The following is a 16367-nucleotide window of genomic DNA, read 5'->3' as shown; positions in this document are numbered from 1 at the left end:
GTCGGGACAGCGCCTCTTTCTCAGCCGCCCTTCTCGGCAGTCCCATCCAGATACTGCGTCAGCGCGCACACGAGATGATAAAAAATGCTGGCCGGCACATCTGATGCCCGCGAGCGGCCGCGCTCGTCGACGCGGTCGATCCACAGACCCAGCGGCGCCGGGTCGATGTGCCAGCGGAACAGCCGGCCTACGCGTTCCTCGATCTCCGGCTTGAGATCGGGTCCGCCAGAACCGTCCAACGCAATCGCCGCCTTGACCGCTTCGGCCTGTGGCCAACTACGCGAGACCAGGTCCAGCGGCAGACCCTGCCGGGAGACGGCGCCATAGGCAAGGCCTGTGGCGCGGTTGAGGCCATTGGCGATGGCCGAGGCATAGAGTTTCCTGGCGAAGCCACTCAGTTCGGCCTGGCCGCTAAGAGCGGCGAAATCGACAAGCAGCGCGGCCCATTCGAAATGATGGCCGGGCTCGGTCCAGGTACCCTTCTCGCCCGCCACGGGCCTCCAGCCGGCGTCGAAATATTCACCCAGCGTCCAGCTTTCGGGATCGAAGAAGTGGTTGCGGAACAGGTCGATGATGCGTGCCGCGCGGCGCAGATAAGCGCGCTCGCCTGTCGCTTCGTGCCAGGCGAGGAAGGCTTCCAGAAAATGCATATGCGGATTGGAGCGCCGCTCGCCCTGCCCGTCCGAGGTTTCGAGAAAGCCGGTCATGCGGCTATCCTCGAGATGGGCATCGAGGAAGGCGAAGGTCTCCTCGCCGAGCCGCAGCGCATCCGGATGGCCCGACATGTGGGCATGTGCCAGCGCCAGAAGCACGCAGGAATGATCGTAGGCGTCCTCGACCGGGTCGGCGACCGAACCGTCGATGTCGAGGGTGCGCACCCAGCCGCCCCTTGCCGTTCGGCCGCTTCCGGCCATGAAGTCGATGCCGTGGGCGATGAGCCGGTCGGCCGGGCCGTCCCAGCCGCGTTGCTTGGCGACCGCAAAGGCGTAGACTTGGCGGGCCTGCGTGCGCATGCGCTTGGGTTTCATCAGCGGCGTGGCGTCGAAGCCAAGCGCCTCGTGGAAGCCGCCATAGCGTTCGTCGACGCCTGATGTCGACCACAGCGGAAGCGTCTCCTGAAACAGCCAGTGGTGGACGCGACGGCGCCAGGCGCCGCTTTCGATGACCCGGTCGTGGGCAGGCGTGAAACGGGTTTCCAGCCGGCCGGATTTTTCGAGCTGCTCGACGATCTTCTTGACGTGCTGGCTATGGCTGACCGGGGCGACGAAGGTAGCGTCCGATGTCGAGACGATGGCGACATCTCTCATGCCGATGGCCGACAGCAGCCGGCCATCGCTGCGAATGTAGGAATTCTCGCAATCGATGGCGACGACGTCGCCGGCGATGACATTGCCTTGGCTATCGGCAGGCCCGACATCGAGCAGCGACTGCCAGGAGCCGAGATCGTTCCAGCGAAAGCTGGCCGGCACCATGGCGATGTCCTTTGCCCGCTCCATGATGGCATAGTCGATCGAGACCGAAGGAATGGCGCCGTAGAGGTCCAGCGGCATGTAGAAGCCGGAAAGGTCCGATGTCGCAGCCTTGTAGGCAGCTTCGGTCGCCTGCCAGATCTTCGGCTCGAAAGCTGCGAAAGCATCACGCATGGCGCCGGCGCGAAACAGGAAGATGCCGGTGTTCCAGTGGAAATTGCCGGCTTCGAGATAGGCCTGGGCGGTGGCAAGGTCCGGCTTTTCGACGAAGCGCGAGACATCGAACACGCCTGCTCTTTCGGCGGCGACTTCGATGTAGCCATAGCCGGTCTCCGGCTGTGTCGGCTTGAGGCCGAACACCACCAGCCGCCCGGCGCTGGCAGCGGCGATGCCCGCCTCGACGCTCTGCCAGAATTGCCGCGCGGTCGAAATCTCGTGATCGGACGGCACCACCAGCACCAGTTCGTCACCGAATTCGGCGAGCGTGCGCAGGCTTGCCAGCGCCACCGCCGCGGCGGTGTTGCGGCCGGTAGGTTCGAACAGCGGCCCACCGCCGGCAAGGTTTATGCCGGCGAGATCGGCATGGACGCGCTCGGCATGGCGTTCGGAAGCGATCATGAAGATGGGCGTATCGCCGCTGGGCCGTGACGCCAGCCGGCGCAAGGTCTTTGCCAGCATCGAGCCGTCGCCCGAAAGGTCGTGGAACTGCTTGGGATTGTCCTCGCGCGACAGCGGCCAGAGCCGCGAGCCGACGCCGCCGCTCATGACGAAACTGACGATGCGCTGGCTCATGATGCCCTTGTCAAAAGATCTGGTTGTAGGCGCCGACTTCCGGACTACGGCGCAGCACCGCGTCGAACGTCTGCCGGCGCCGCTGCGACGATACCGGGCTCTCCACCACCACGACAAGCTCCGGCAATCCGAAACTGTTGGGCCGTGCTTCGCCAACGATCCTGAGGGTCAAGACTGGAAATCTCCGGGCGGCTGGAAACACAAATCGCGCAAACGTTTGCCGAGGAGTGCCCTACCACGGAAGCCTTTAAGCGGCGTTTATTCGAGGCGCTGAAACAGGCTCGCGAAGAAAGCTGGCGAAATGCGACAGAAGTGCTGCCATTGACGCTTGCAGGAACCAGATGCGGCGGCTATAAGCCCGCGTCTGGTCACGGAGTGTAGCGCAGCCTGGTAGCGCACCTCGTTCGGGACGAGGGGGTCGCAGGTTCAAATCCTGCCACTCCGACCAGAAAAACAAAGCGATACGCGTGTTTGTTGTTCCCGCTGCAGCGGCTCGATGTTTGATCGTCGCCTGCTCCAATTCATCGCTTTACGCAATTCCGGCTCCAATTCATCGCTTTACGCAATTCCGGACGGAAAAACCGCTGCGCAGTTTTCCTGGAATTGGTTTAGCTGACGCGTTCTATGAGTTCGATTGCCGCTTTGGTGACGTCGGCGGCGTCAAGCCGTTGAACGCAATAAACGCCCCCTGCATTGCCCACCTTGCAGAGGCCCGGCGCTATGCACTTGCATGGCATCGGAGGCTGCAGCGTACGGTTAGGAACGCCAAGAGGCCCCCAGATGTCAGGTTGGGTCAGACCGAACAGGCCAACGACGGGCGTTTTCATGGCCGCGGCCAGGTGCATGGGTCCGCTTTCGTTGCCCAGGAAGATCAGGGCCTCGCCCAGCAGGGGCAAAAGGGTGGTCAGGGGTGCCTGGCCAACGAGATTCACGATCGGCGATGTTGCCGCATCCAACACCTTGCCTGCGATACCTGCCTCGTCCGGGCCGCCAACGATGACCGCCCGGAGACCCTTTCGACGGTAAATCTCTCCCAGGACCGATGCGAAACGGTCAGGCTGCCAGCAACGGCCTGGGAAACTGGCGCCGGCATGGACGGCGACAAACGACTTCGTTTCCAATTCGTGTCGGGCAAGCAGCTGCTTTGCCTGACGCGAACCGGATTCGGTTGGCTTGAGGGACGGAATAGGATCGGTCACAGGAATGCCAAGGGCAAACAGCGGCGACAGGTACCGATGCAGATAATGCTCGCCGCCATGGCCGTATGTGGCGGCAAAGATGTTGGCGCTTTGGCGCTCCCAGAATTTCAGGGGCTGCTCCGATGGAACATAGCCTACGCGAAAAGGCGCCTTGACGAAGCGCATCACAAGCCGTGATGTCTTGGAGTCGGACAGATCGATGATAAGATCATAATCCGACTTCCTCAGATCGTGCAGGAGCCTGGTCATTCCGGACATGCGCTCGAAAGGGGAGCCGCGCATTTTGCCGCGATCGAGCGAAACCACGCTGTCGGCGATGCCTTGCTCCAGAACGAATTTCGCCAGCGCCGCCTGGCATAGCATGGTGATCGTCGCGTTCGGAAACTCTGCCCGCAGATGCCTGACCAGAACCGAAGTTAGAACAACATCCCCGATAAACTTCGTCTGATTTATGAGTATTGATTGTACGTTGCCAGCCTTCGGCAGCGCCTTTGCCGGCTCTTTTGAATTCTTGATCCAACTTTTCATGGAATGACTATTCCATTTCAGCCAAAAAGAAATTTTCGACAAACGATCGATGTAGGCAATAGCCGCGCAATGACAAGCTCGTTCTGTCCGCTGATATAGGATATCGCCTCAGCCATCAACCAACCAGGAATATTTGTCAACGCAGATGGGGCTCGCAGGCTCTCTTTCAAGGGTTCCGCCGAGGTCGAACTCGTGTCCGTCGTGAATGTGAATGACCCCGGTTCGTTTCGGCGTCCGCACGGATGCGGACATATCGGAGGGTGGCCATGGTCGCTTACGCTGGAGTAAGGTCGTGGACATGAAATTGCATTCGACCCCCAGCAGGCCGTTCATCCCCGTGCTCCTTCTCGCCCTTGTCGGAGGCTGCGCGTCGACCAGCGGATCGATCGACCCGGCGAATTACGACAAGATGACATGCGCCGAACTGAACAGCGCCATAGGCGAAGCCGCCAAAGGCATCTCGCAGACAGCCATCACGCGGGGCAAGGTCGCCAGCACCAGTGTTCCGAGATGGCTGCTGGGCGGCTCAAGCGTCAAGGCCGCCGTCGCCAATCGCGAAACGACCAGGATCGATCGGCTGAAGCAGCAGCAAGCGGCCATGGCCGCCGCCAGGGCGCGCAAATGCCCAGGGCTGGCGAGTTGAGCTGAGGTGCCGCCGCCCCGGCTCGCCTCACGCACTCAAGCGAAACCGCGTGACATCGATTGCGGCGCTCATCAGCGTCTGCGTGTAGCCGGCCTGCGGATTGCTGAAAATGTCTTCCGTCGGCCCTTCCTCGACGATCTTGCCCTGCTTCATGACGATGATGTAGTCGGCCATGGCGCGCACCACGGCCAGATCGTGGCTGATGAAGAGGTAAGACAGCTCATGGTCGGCCTGCAGCTTGCGCAGCAACTCCACGATCTGCTTCTGCACCGAGCGGTCGAGCGCCGAGGTCGGCTCGTCCAGCACCACCAGCTTGGGCTTGAGGATCATGGCGCGGGCGATTGCGATGCGCTGGCGCTGGCCGCCTGAGAATTCGTGCGGATAGCGATTGCGCGAGTTGGGATCGAGGCCAACTTCGCGCAGCGCCTCGACGGCGCGCTGGTCGCGCTGCTTGCCCGAGAGGTTCGGTTCATGCACCAGCAGCCCTTCGGTGATGACCTGGCCGATGGTCATGCGTGGCGATAGCGAACCGAACGGATCCTGGAAGACCAGCTGCAATTGGCGCCGCAGCGGCCGCATCGTCTGGCGGTCGGCGGTCGAGATGTCGCGGTCGCCGAAGCGGATCACGCCATCGCTCGGCAAGAGCCGCAGCAAAGCGCGGCCAAGCGTCGATTTTCCAGAGCCTGATTCGCCGACGATGCCGATCGTCTGATTGCGCCTCAGCCTGATCGAGATATGGTCGACGGCGCGCAGCATCAGCGGTTCGCCGGCCAGAAAGCCGCCGCCGATGCGGAAGGTGACCTCGACGTTTCTGCCTTCGAGCAGGACGGGCGCATTGGCCGGCGGCGGCGCCTTGGTCCCGGTCGGCTCGGCCGCCAGCAGCATCTTGGTGTAGGCATGCTGAGGACTGGCGAAGATGGCTTGCGCGTCCCCCTCCTCCACCACCTCGCCGGAGCGCATGACATAGACCCGGTCGGCAAAGCGCCGCACGATGCCGAGATCGTGGGTGATGAAGACGATCGCCATGCCGAGCTTGCGCTGCAGCTCGGCAAGTAGCACGAGGATCTGCGCCTGGATGGTGACGTCGAGCGCCGTCGTTGGTTCGTCGGCAATCAGGATATCGGGATCGTTTGCCAAAGCCATGGCGATCATGACGCGCTGGCGCTGGCCACCCGACATTTCGTGCGGATAGGATTTCATGCGCCGTTCGGGATCGGGAATATGCACCAGCCTGAGCAGGTTGAGCGCCTCCTCGCGCGCTTGCGCCGCATTCAAGCCCCGATGCCGGCGAATCGGTTCGATCAGCTGGTTGCCGATCGAATAGAGCGGATCGAGCGAGGTCATCGGCTCCTGGAAGATCATGCTGATCTTGCGGCCGCGGACCTTGTTCAACTCGGATTTGCTTAGCGTCAGAAGATTGCGGCCGCGATAATCGACACTGCCGGTGGCTTCTCCATTGGAGGCCAGCAGGCTCATCGCCGCCATCATCGTTTGGCTCTTGCCGGAGCCGGATTCGCCGACCACGGCGACGGTTTCGCCCGCCTTGACGTGGATGTTGATGCCTTTCACCGCCTCGACCGCGCCGTCGAGGGTGCGGAAGCGCACGCGAAGATCCTTTACGCTGAGAATGGTCTCTGCTGCGTCCATCTTAGCGGTCCTTGGGGTCGAGCGCATCGCGCAGGCCGTCGCCGACGAAGTTCAGGGCGAACAAGGTGGAGACCAGGAAGAAGGCAGGGAACAGAAGCAGCCAGTTTGCAGTGCCGATATTCTTGGCGCCGACCGAGATCAGCACGCCCCAGCTGGTCATCGGCTCCTGGATGCCGAGCCCGAGGAACGACAGAAAGCTCTCCAGGATAATGACCTGCGGCACCAGCAGCGTCATGTAGATCACCACCGGCCCGAGCAGGTTGGGAATGACGTGGCGCAAAAGGATGCCGCGCTGGCCGACGCCCATGGCCTCGGCCGCCTGGACATATTCCTGGCGGCGGATGGACAGCGCCTGGCCGCGCACGATGCGGGCCATGTCGAGCCACAGCACGGCGCCGACCGCCAGGAACATCAGCACGAAGTTGCGGCCGAAGAACACCACCAGCATGATGACGAAGAAGATGAAGGGCAGCGAATAAAGCACGTCGACGATGCGCATCATCACCTCGTCGACCCTGCCTCCGGCAAAACCGGCAGTGGCGCCATAGAGCACGCCGATGGCCACGGCCACGACGCCGGCGAGCAGACCGATGGCCAGCGAAACGCGCCCGGCCATCAGCGTCCGCGACAACAGATCGCGGCCGGTGTTGTCGGTGCCGAAAAGAAAATATTGCTGCTTGACCGAGGCGCTCATCGTCGCTTCGAGGCCGTCAGGCGACTTGCTTTCGATCCTGGTGTCGTCGAAGGCGTCGGACCGGTCGAGATAGCGGATGTTGCGGTCGTCGATCGCCTTGCTGGAGGTGACGGTGACGAAGACGCGATTGCCGTCCTGGCGCCAGTCCTTGATGTCGACACGCATGCGCTTGATCGCCTCATTAAGCGCGGTCTCGATCATGTCCGCCTTCGGATAGGCCGACAGGCTCGGCGGCGTACGCACATAATCACCATAGATGGTGGTGTATTGGTGCGGCACGAACCAGGGCCCGAACACGCTGATCACGGCGATCAGGATCAGATAGTAGAGGCTGAACATGGCAGCGCGGTTGGCCTTGAGGCGCGCCCAGGCATCGCCCCACAGCGAACGGCCGACGACCGGTGCGGCGATCGCGATATCAGTCATAGCGCACCCTCGGATCGACGACGGCATACATGACGTCGACGATCAGGTTGAAGACGATGGTGAAGATGGCGATGACCACCACCGTCCCCATCACCAGCGTGTAGTCGCGGTTGAGCGCGGCATCGACGAAGTAGCGCCCGACGCCGGGAATGGAGAAGATCGTCTCGACGATGATCGAGCCGGTGAGCAGGGCGGCGGCAGCCGGACCGGTGAAGGAGACGATCGGCAGGACGGCGCCGCGCAGCGCGTGCTTGACCACCACCGACCAGTCGGACAGGCCGAGCGCGCGCGCCGTGCGGATGTGATGCGAGCGCAGCGATTCGATCATCGAGCCGCGCATCAGGCGGGCGACGATGGCGATCTGCGGCAGGGCAAGCGTCAGCACGGGACCGATCTTGTTGATAAGCGCGCCATCGCCCCAGCCGCCGATCGGCAACAGCTTCCAGATCAATCCGAACACGAGCTGGATAATCGGCGCGATGACGAAGGTCGGGATGGTGCTGCCCGCGGTTGCCAGCGCAATCACCGTGTAGTCGCCAAGTTTGTTCTGGTTGAGCGCCGCAATGGTACCGAGCACGCTGCCGAGCAGCAGCGCCAAGATCAGCGCGGAGGCGCCGAGCTGAATGGAAATAGGCAAGCCCTTCGCGAAAAGCTCGGTGACGGTAAAGTCCGGCATATTGTAGCTCGGGCCAAAATTGCCGCGCAGGAGATTGCCGAGATAGTGGACATATTGCAGCCAGAGCGGGTCGGCGAGCCCGAACTGGGCTTCAAGATTGGCCCTGATCTCGGGGCTCAGGCCCCGCTCCTGGTTGAACGGGCCGCCCGGTGCGACGCGCATCAGGAAGAACGCCAAGGTCACGATGACGAATAGCGTTGGAATGGCGGTCAGAAGCCGCCTGAAAATGTAGCGTAGCATCGGCGGTGCCCTGCTTCGGCCAGGGTGACGGGCATCCAACCGGACGCCCGCAGCGCTCTGGCACCTCTCATCTTCGCACCATGGCCTGCGAAAATCGATTTCGACTTTCGGGCCCCATGCGACGACAGATCGAACCGCCGTCCTGAACGGGCGGCGGTTCGATCAAGGTTTTCAATCCTTGGAGATGAAGCGGGACGGATGCACGTCCATGACGTTGTCGACGAAGCCGTGCAGCTTCGGGGAAACGATATCGTGGTAGCTATAGTACAGAAGCGGGATCTGGCCGACGTCGTCGACGAGGACACGTTCGGCGGCGGCGAGTTCCTTCATGCGCTCTTCCGGCTTGCCGCCGGCGGCGGCCGCCTTGTCCATGGCCGCCTCATATTGCGGGCTGTCATAGACCGAATAGTTGTTGCCGCTGGCCTTGCGCGAGATGCCCAGGAAGGTTTCGGGATCCTTGTAGTCGGCAATCCAGGCGGCGCGCGCAACGTCATAGTCACCCCTCTGCTCGAGGAAGGAGTAGTGGGTCTTGGTGTCGGTGTTGAGCAGCGTGACGTCGACGCCGAGCGGCTTCAGCTGTTCCTGGATGGCGACCGCGGTATTCTTGTGGTTCTCCGAGGTGTTGTATCGGATCTCCATCTTCAGCGGATGCTCCGGCGTGTAACCGAGTTTCTCGAGTATCTTCTTGGCTGCGTCCTCGCGGTCGATCTGCGACATGTCGGCATATTTGGCCATCGCCGGCGTGTAGCCCTCGATGCCCGGAGGGACCATCGAATAGCCTGGCAGCATTGAATTCTGCCAGACCTTTTCGGCAATGAAATCGCGGTCGATGGCCATCGAGATGGCATTGCGCAGCTCGACATTGTCCCAGGGCTTCTTGTCGGTCTTGATCGCGTAGTAATAGGTGCCGAGATACGGCCCCACCTTGATCTGATCACCGAACTTGGCCTTGAGGTCGGCGAGCTGCTCGGTCGGTAGATCGTCGTAGCTGTCGAGTTCGCCGGCCTCGAAGCGCTTCATCGCCGAGGAGCGATCCTCTGTCGGGATGTAGTTGACGACGTCGATCTTGACGCTTCCGGCATCCCAGAATTTCGGATTCTTGACCAGTTTCATATGATCGTTGGGAACCCACTCGGCCAGCGTATAGGCGCCGTTGGAAACGAGATTGCCCGGCTTGATCCAGTCGGCGCCGAGCTTGTCCATGGACGCCTTGTTGACCGGATAGGTCGCCTGGTGGGTCAGCATTTCGAGGAAATAAGGCGTCGGCGCCTTCAGCGTCACTTCAAGGGTGGTCGCGTCGATCGCCTTGACGCCCATGTTCTCGGGCTTGCCCTTCTTGGTGTTGACTTCCTCGGCGTTCTTGACGGGATAGAGCATCGAGGCATATTCGGCGGCCGTCGCCGGGTCTTCGAGGCGGCGGAAAGCGAAGACGAAGTCTTCGGCCGTCACCGGGCTGCCGTCGGACCACTGGCCGTCCTTCCTGAGCTTGAAGGTGTAAACGGTGCCGTCATCCGACACCGTCCAGCTCTCGGCGGCGCCGGGGATGACGTTGGCCTTCTCGTCCTGCATCACCAGACCTTGGAACAGGTCGCGCAAGACGTTGGCTTCATAAACCGTCGAGGTCTTATGCGGATCAACCGACTCGGATTCGGCAGCAGTGCCTCTGTTGTAGACGACCTCGGCAAAGGCCGGCGTGTAGAATGTTCCGGCGGCCAGCGCCATGGTTGTGGCGAATGCCGTCGCCTTCAGCATGTTTTTCAGCATGAAGTTTCTCCCTGTCGGCGCTGCCAACGGCGCGCCTTTGCGTGTTGACGCCCCGGGACCGATGTCTGGCCCCTTTGAGCGCGCCGCCGGTTCCCTCCGTCGGCTGGTGGCAGGAGACTAGACAGGCGGCAAGCTCTTTTCAACCGAGTACTGATTGACCCTAAGTCAATAGCCAGGAATCAAAGAAGCCGCGGCTAAATTAGCGTAGCTTTTCAATCATACACACTTCCAGGTTGCGCCTAGAGTTTTCGCTTTTTGCATGCGAACTTTGGCATGCTCGGCGGCATGGTTCAGAACGTCATTCGCCGGGTCCAGGGGCGCCGATTCCAGACAGACACTTCGGCAACTTCGGCGGTTGAGTTCGCTCTGCTTTCACCGATATTCATCCTTCTCCTGCTCGGAATGGTTGCATACGGTGTCTATTTCGGCGCGGCCAATTCAATACAGCAGATCGCGGCGGACGCCGCCCGGACGGCCATCTCGGGGCTGAACCAGACCGAGCGGCAGACGCTCGTGGCCTCGTTCCTCGCCAATAATGCCGGTGGATATCCCTTCGTCGACGCCAGCAAGCTGACTTATCAGGCCAATGACAGCACGGCGGACGGCAATCAGTTCGTGGTGTCGATCCAGTACGATGCCCGAAACCTGCCGATCTGGAATCTCTTTCCGGGCATAGCCATGCCGGGTACAACGATCAAACGCCAATCAACGATCAGGGTCGGGGGCATCTGAATGCTGCTCTGCGCGCACTTGAAGGTCGGCAGGCTTGCACGCCTGATGCTTGGTGACCGGCGAGCGAATTTCACGGTGATGACGGCGTTGAGCGCGCCGGTCGCGCTGGCGCTGGCAGCGGTGGCGATCGACGAGGCCTCCATTTACACCGAGCGCCGAGAAGCACAGGCGATGGTCGACCTGGCAGCGATCACCGCGGCTTCGAACATCAACAACGTCCAGACCGCGGTCTTGACCACGCTCACCGACAACGGGATGCCAGGTGTCGTCGTTCAGGGCTCGGGTCAAACCATTCCCGCGGCGGTGGGCAAAACCGTCGTGACGGTCACGCGGGGCCGATATGCAGGGGCATCCTCGGTCAATGTGGATCAACGCTTCCAAGCAGGCGTAACCCCTTACAACGCGGTTCATGTGACCCTACGCAAGATCCCCAACCGCTATTTCGCAAGCTCGCTGATCCCAACGCCCATCATTGGCACAGAAGCCACCGCCAGCATGACGCCACAGGCCACTTTCTCGGTCGGATCGAGGTTGCTCAGCGTCAATACCAGCAACAGCCCCATCCTCAACGCGCTTCTCGGCGGCCTCCTAGGCGGCAACATCTCGCTCAGCGTCATGGACTACAACGGATTGATCTCCGCCGATGTCAGCGTGCTTTCCTTCGTCGATGCCCTGGCGGTGCAATTGAACCTGACGGGCGTGACCTATTCGGACGTTCTGGCCTCAAAGGCTACAGTCGGCCAGATCGCCACCGCCATGGCCAATGTTCCCGGGCTCGGCAACACGGCCAAGGTCGCCTTGCAAACCATGGCAAGCAAATCGACTAACACGGTCAAGATTCCGCTCAGCCATCTCATTGACCTCGGCCCCCTCGGCAGACTTGGCCTCGGGCAGAGGCCAGCCGGCCTTGGCGTTGACGCCAGCGCGATGGGAATGCTGATGGCCGCCGCCGAACTGGCAAACGGTTCGAAGCAGATCGACCTCGGTCTCAGCACCGGCATACCGGGGGTGCTGTCGAGCACGCTCGCCATCGCCGTCGGCGAACCGCCGCAATCCTCGCCATGGCTGAAGGTTGGCGAAGTCGGCACCATTGTGCGGACGGCCCAGACCCGTATCAAGCTGGTGGTGAAGATCGGAGCCGGCAACAGCAATGTCGGAGGCGGTATCACCCTGGTGTCGTTCAGTCTGCCTCTGCATGTCGAAGTCGCCTATGCCGAGGCCAAGCTCACCGACATAAGTTGTCCGACAGGCCCCAGCAGCATCAAGGTGACCATCGCCACCCGTCCCGGTATCGTCGAAGGGCATCTTGGCGACAGCAGCAGCGCCGGCTTTGCCGATTTCACCAACAAGGAGACGTTTTCCAACACGGAAATCGCGAGCGTGAAACTTCTGATCATCCCGGTGCTGTCGGTGGTGGGCTCAGCGGCGTTCGACATGGCCAACAACACGCCAACGACGTTGACTTTCAACAAGGCCGATATCGATGCCAAGACGATAAGGACCGCTTACACCCAAAATTTTACCCAGTCGTTGACTACGTCGCTGGTCAGCGATTTGTCGCTGACGGCGAATTTACTCGGTCTGCCGCTGCTGAATCTGAACACGCTGATCGCAACCGTAAGCCCGCCAGTGGTGGCACTTCTGAACAGCGTAACAGCTCCGGTCGACACGTTGCTTACCAATCTGCTCGGAGCTCTTGGCGTGCGTCTCGGTGAAGCCGACGTCCGGGTCACCGGCGCAACGTGCGGACGTGCCGTGCTTGTCCAGTAAGATGGCCGGCACGCGCTGATCTAGGCAAGGTGTCCAAGAAAGCATCCGAGTGTCGGCAGCAAAAGCACGGCTTCTCCGGCGAGCGAGGCATCGCCGCCAAGTTTCGCAACCGCTCCTAAGTCTTGCGGCAGCGGCCAATTGGCCGGTTCCCCGGCGAAATTGAAGGCACAAAGCAGCCTCTCATCGCCATGCTCGCGGACAAAGGCCAGCACGTCGCCTTCGGCGTCGAGAAAGCGGATCGAACCGCCGACCAGCGCCGGATGCCGCTTGCGCAAAGCGAGTGCCGAACGGTAGGCGGAAAGTACCGATTGCTCATCGCCGCTCTGTACATCGACCGCGCGAGCGCGATGGCTTTCCGGCACCGGCAGCCAGGGTTTACCGGTGGAGAAGCCCGCATTATCGGCGCCGGACTCCCAGACCATGGGCGTGCGGCAGCCATCCCTTCCCTTCACACCGGGCCAGAAGCGGATGCCTACCGGATCGCGCAGGTCCTCATAGGCAAGTTCCGCCTCCGGCAAACCGAGTTCCTCGCCCTGGTAGAGGCAGATCGAGCCACGCAGGCAAGAGAGCAGCATGATCGAGAATTTGGCCACCACGTCAGGATCGCCGCCCGGCCGCGTCCAGCGGCTGACATGACGCATGACGTCATGGTTGGAAAACGCCCAGCAGACCCAGCCATCTACGACAGCGTTTTCGAAAGCCTCGACACAGCCGCGCACATGCGCCGCCGAAAATTGCGGGCCAAGCAGATCGAAGGTGTAGCACATCTGCAGCTTGTCGCCGCCGGAGGTGTAGGCGGCCAGCGTCTGTAGGGAGCGCCCCTCATCACCGATTTCGCCGACGGCGGCGCGATCCCCGTACTCGTCGAGCAGCGCCCGAAAGCGCCGCAGGAACGCTAGATTTTCCGGCTGCGTCTTGTCGAATAGGTGCTCCTGGTAGAGGTAGGTGTTGGTCTCGGTGTTGGTGCCTGCAACGCTCGACGCCAAGGGCGGGTTGCTGCGCAGCCAGCGGTCGTGGACGTAGTAGTTGACGGTGTCCAGCCGGAAGCCGTCGACGCCGCGCTCCAACCAGAACCGCACTGTATCCAGAAGCGCGTCCTGGACCTCCGGGTTGTGAAAGTTGAGATCCGGCTGCGAAGCGAGGAAATTGTGCAGATAGTACTGCCGGCGGGTCGCATCCCATTCCCACGAGGGGCCGCCGAAGACCGACAGCCAGTTGTTGGGCACACCACCATCCGGTCTGGCGTCGGCCCACACGTACCAATCGGCCTTTGGATTGTCGCGGCTGGCGCGGCTTTCGACGAACCATTCGTGCCTGTCGGAGGAGTGCGACAGCACCTGGTCGATGATGATTTTCAGGCCAAGCCGGTGCGCTTCGGCAACCAGTGTATCGAAATCCTCCAACGTGCCGAACATCGGATCGACGTCGCAATAATCCGACACGTCGTAGCCCATATCGGCCATCGGCGACTTGAAGAAAGGCGACAGCCAGACGGCATCGGCGCCGAGCGAGGCAATGTGGGCGAGCCTTGATGTGATGCCGGCGAGATCGCCGCTGCCGTCGCCGGTCGTGTCCTGGAAGGAACGCGGGTAGACCTGGTAAATGACGCAACCGCGCCACCAGTCGGCCGCTCGCTCGGCATTGTCGTCAGTCATCACGACCCTTTCCCTGTCTGGGCCCTTCCGTCCTGCGCTCGATCATGAAATTCACGCTGCGGCCCGGCAGCGCGCGAGAAAGATCAACTGCTTGCGCTTCGATGGCGGGATGCCATCGGAATCCGTCTCGCGCGGGCAATGTGAAGATGCATTGGCGGCGATCGCCATTGACCATGACGGCAAGCCGGCCATCCACGCCGCCGAGCAGCATGACGAGGCGATGCCGGGCGGGATCGTTCCACTCCGCCTCGCCGAGCAGCGCCCCCGTCTCGGTGAGCCAGGCGACGTCGGCAGTGTCCGACCCGGCCAGCGGCTGGCCGGTGAGGAAATCTGTATTAGAGAGCGCCGGCACCGCGCGGCGCAAGGCGGCCAGTGCACGCGCGTAGCCTTCCAGCGCCTGGTCACGCCCCTTCCAGTCGAGCCAGGTGATGTTGTTGTCCTGTGCATAAGCGTTGTTATTGCCTTGCTGGCTGCGGCTGAATTCGTCGCCGGCCGTCAGCATGATCGTGCCGCGCGAGGCGAACAGCGTGGCGAGCAGCGCACACTGGTCGCTGAAGCGCGCCTTCGCGATTGCCGCGTCGTCCGTCGCGCCCTCGACGCCGTTGTTCCAGGACAGGTTCTCGTTGTGGCCATCGCGATTTTGCTCACCATTGGCCTCGTTATGCTTCTCCTCATAAGCAACGATGTCGGCCAGCGTCATGCCGTCATGGGCCGCGATGAAATTCACCGTGCGGCTGGCGGGCTGGCCGCCCTTGGCGAAAATATCGGACGAACCGGCAAGTCGTGTCGCCAGCGTACCAACCATGCCGGCATCGCCGCGCCAGAAGCGCTTGGCATCGTCGCGATAACGATCGTTCCATTCCAGGAAGCGGGAGGGGAAGTTGCCGAGCTGATAGCCATCGAGACCGATGTCCCAGGGCTCGGCGATCAACACACGGCCGGCCAACAGCGCATCCTCGCGCATCGCCTCCAGCAACGGCGCTTGCGCTTCGAATGTGCCGTTGACGCGCCCCAGCACCGGTGCCAGGTCGAAACGAAAACCGTCGACGCCGGCATGGCGGACAAAATGGCGAAGCGTGTCGAGCACCATTTCCCGCACCGCCGGGTGATCGCAGGCAATCGTGTTGCCGGTACCGGTGTCATTGACCAGCCTGCCATCCGGCTGATGCCGGTAATAAGCCTGATTGTCTAGGCCGCGCAGCGACAATGTCGGACCGAGCCTGTCACTTTCGCCCGTGTGGTTGAAGACGAGGTCGAGAATGGTGCCGATGCCGGCCGCACGCAGCGCGGCAACGGTAACGCGCAATTCGGCCAGGCCGCCAGGGGCCAGGCGCGGGTCTAGTGCCATGAAGGTGACAGGGTTATAACCCCAGGCGTTGCTCAACCCGAGCGGCGGCAGATGCCGCTCGTCGATCGATGCGGTCACCGGCATCAGTTCGACGGCGGAGACGCCGAGCCTTTGCAGGTGCTCGACGATAGCCGGATGAGCAAGCGCGGCGGTCGTGCCGCGCTGTTTTTCCGGCACATCCGGATGCAGCTTGGTGAAGGCGCGCACCGGCACTTCGTAGATCAGGCCGCCGGGACGGAACAGCGGCGGCAGCACAGGCACAGCCGTGGACAAGGCTTTCACCACGGCCTTCGGCATCAGCGGCGCGGTATCGGAACCCTCGTTGCGGCGCGCGGCGAGGCGCCAGTGACAGGCATAGGGCCGGTCGATTTCGGCGGCGTAGGGATCGGTCAGCAGCTTGTCCGGATCGAACCAAAATCCGCGTTCGGGCGCGTAGTCGCCATCGGCGCGGAAACCGTAGCGGGTGCCCTCGGCAAGGCCGGAGACGAAGAGTGCATGCACCCCCTCTCCTTCCGGTTTCAGCTCCAGCCGGTCGAGTTCGCGGTTTCCCTGTTCGTCGAAGATCGAGACCCAAAGGCGACGGGCCGACGACGACCAGGCGGCAAAGCGGATGCCGTCCTGGGTGATGGTGGCGCCTAGTGAGGTCATCGGCGCGTCCTCCACCCTCCCCCTTGTGGGAAGGGTCGCGAACGAAGTGAGCGGGGTGGGGGGTGACGCCGGCAAAGCCCTCTACGAGCACCCCCACCCCGACCCGCTACGCGGATCGACCCTCCCCACAAGTGGG

Annotated in this window: 12 protein-coding genes and 1 tRNA gene; 4 read left to right on the top strand and 9 right to left on the bottom strand. The window is 62.2% G+C overall.

The window, feature by feature from the left end:
• Positions 1 to 20: 20 nt before the first annotated feature.
• Together FJ428_RS03085 and FJ428_RS30175 are read right to left on the bottom strand one after the other, a co-directional pair.
• Positions 21 to 2261: an AGE family epimerase/isomerase gene (locus tag FJ428_RS03085; RefSeq protein ID WP_140878916.1), complete on the bottom strand. Its 2241-nt coding sequence runs from the start codon at positions 2259 to 2261 to the stop codon at positions 21 to 23.
• A gap of 10 nt (positions 2262 to 2271) precedes the next feature.
• Entirely contained in the window at positions 2272 to 2433 is a 162-nt protein-coding gene (locus tag FJ428_RS30175) for a hypothetical protein (protein WP_181167211.1), read from the bottom strand.
• 199 nt (positions 2434 to 2632) lie between these two features.
• On the opposite strand from FJ428_RS30175, the gene FJ428_RS03080 reads away from it, so the two are divergent.
• Positions 2633 to 2709, top strand: a tRNA-Pro gene (locus FJ428_RS03080).
• Positions 2710 to 2869: 160 nt separating this feature from the next.
• On the opposite strand, the gene FJ428_RS03075 is transcribed toward FJ428_RS03080, so the two are convergent.
• The gene (locus FJ428_RS03075) at positions 2870 to 3988 is read right to left on the bottom strand and encodes a glycosyltransferase family 9 protein (RefSeq protein WP_140520751.1); all 1119 of its coding nucleotides are present in this window, start codon (positions 3986 to 3988) and stop codon (positions 2870 to 2872) included.
• A 298-nt stretch (positions 3989 to 4286) separates the two neighbouring features.
• Between FJ428_RS03075 and FJ428_RS03070 the strand changes: the two genes are divergently transcribed.
• A complete protein-coding gene (locus tag FJ428_RS03070) occupies positions 4287 to 4631 on the top strand; it encodes a hypothetical protein (protein WP_140555952.1) in 345 nt (114 codons plus the stop codon).
• Between the two features lie 27 nt (positions 4632 to 4658).
• Here the strand turns inward: FJ428_RS03070 and FJ428_RS03065 are convergent, their stop codons facing one another.
• The 4 genes from FJ428_RS03065 to FJ428_RS03050 form a co-directional block, all read right to left on the bottom strand.
• Positions 4659 to 6278, bottom strand: coding sequence for an ABC transporter ATP-binding protein (locus tag FJ428_RS03065; protein WP_140878915.1), 1620 nt, complete (start codon positions 6276 to 6278; stop codon positions 4659 to 4661).
• 1 nt (position 6279) lies between these two features.
• A complete protein-coding gene (locus FJ428_RS03060) occupies positions 6280 to 7398 on the bottom strand; it encodes an ABC transporter permease subunit (RefSeq protein WP_140494797.1) in 1119 nt (372 codons plus the stop codon).
• A complete protein-coding gene (locus tag FJ428_RS03055; RefSeq protein WP_140878914.1) occupies positions 7391 to 8314 on the bottom strand; it encodes an ABC transporter permease subunit in 924 nt (307 codons plus the stop codon). Before FJ428_RS03055 ends, FJ428_RS03060 begins: the two co-directional genes overlap by 8 nt.
• A 171-nt stretch (positions 8315 to 8485) precedes the next feature.
• Positions 8486 to 10078 carry a peptide ABC transporter substrate-binding protein gene (locus FJ428_RS03050; RefSeq protein WP_140878913.1) on the bottom strand — a complete coding sequence of 531 codons (1593 nt, stop codon included), beginning with the start codon at positions 10076 to 10078 and terminating at the stop codon, positions 8486 to 8488.
• A gap of 285 nt (positions 10079 to 10363) precedes the next feature.
• Here FJ428_RS03050 and FJ428_RS03045 point away from each other — a divergent pair, with 285 nt between their 5' ends.
• Positions 10364 to 10810 carry a TadE/TadG family type IV pilus assembly protein gene (locus FJ428_RS03045; protein WP_140555953.1) on the top strand — a complete coding sequence of 149 codons (447 nt, stop codon included), beginning with the start codon at positions 10364 to 10366 and terminating at the stop codon, positions 10808 to 10810.
• Positions 10811 to 12580, top strand: coding sequence for a TadG family pilus assembly protein (locus FJ428_RS03040; RefSeq protein WP_140878912.1), 1770 nt, complete (start codon positions 10811 to 10813; stop codon positions 12578 to 12580).
• 20 nt (positions 12581 to 12600) lie between these two features.
• Here the strand turns inward: FJ428_RS03040 and FJ428_RS03035 are convergent, their stop codons facing one another.
• Both FJ428_RS03035 and glgX read right to left on the bottom strand, forming a co-directional pair.
• A complete protein-coding gene (locus tag FJ428_RS03035) occupies positions 12601 to 14235 on the bottom strand; it encodes an alpha-glucosidase family protein (protein ID WP_140494807.1) in 1635 nt (544 codons plus the stop codon).
• Positions 14228 to 16231: a glycogen debranching protein GlgX gene (gene glgX, locus FJ428_RS03030; RefSeq protein ID WP_140878911.1), complete on the bottom strand. Its 2004-nt coding sequence runs from the start codon at positions 16229 to 16231 to the stop codon at positions 14228 to 14230. The genes FJ428_RS03035 and glgX overlap by 8 nt, the downstream gene beginning before the upstream one ends.
• Between the last annotated feature and the right edge of the window lie 136 nt (positions 16232 to 16367).

Origin of the sequence: Mesorhizobium sp. B2-8-1, assembly GCF_006440955.1 — a bacterium.
Taxonomy (GTDB): Bacteria; Pseudomonadota; Alphaproteobacteria; order Rhizobiales; family Rhizobiaceae; genus Mesorhizobium.
Note: the sequence above shows the minus strand (reverse complement) of the source record. Positions and strands in the feature narration are given on the sequence as shown.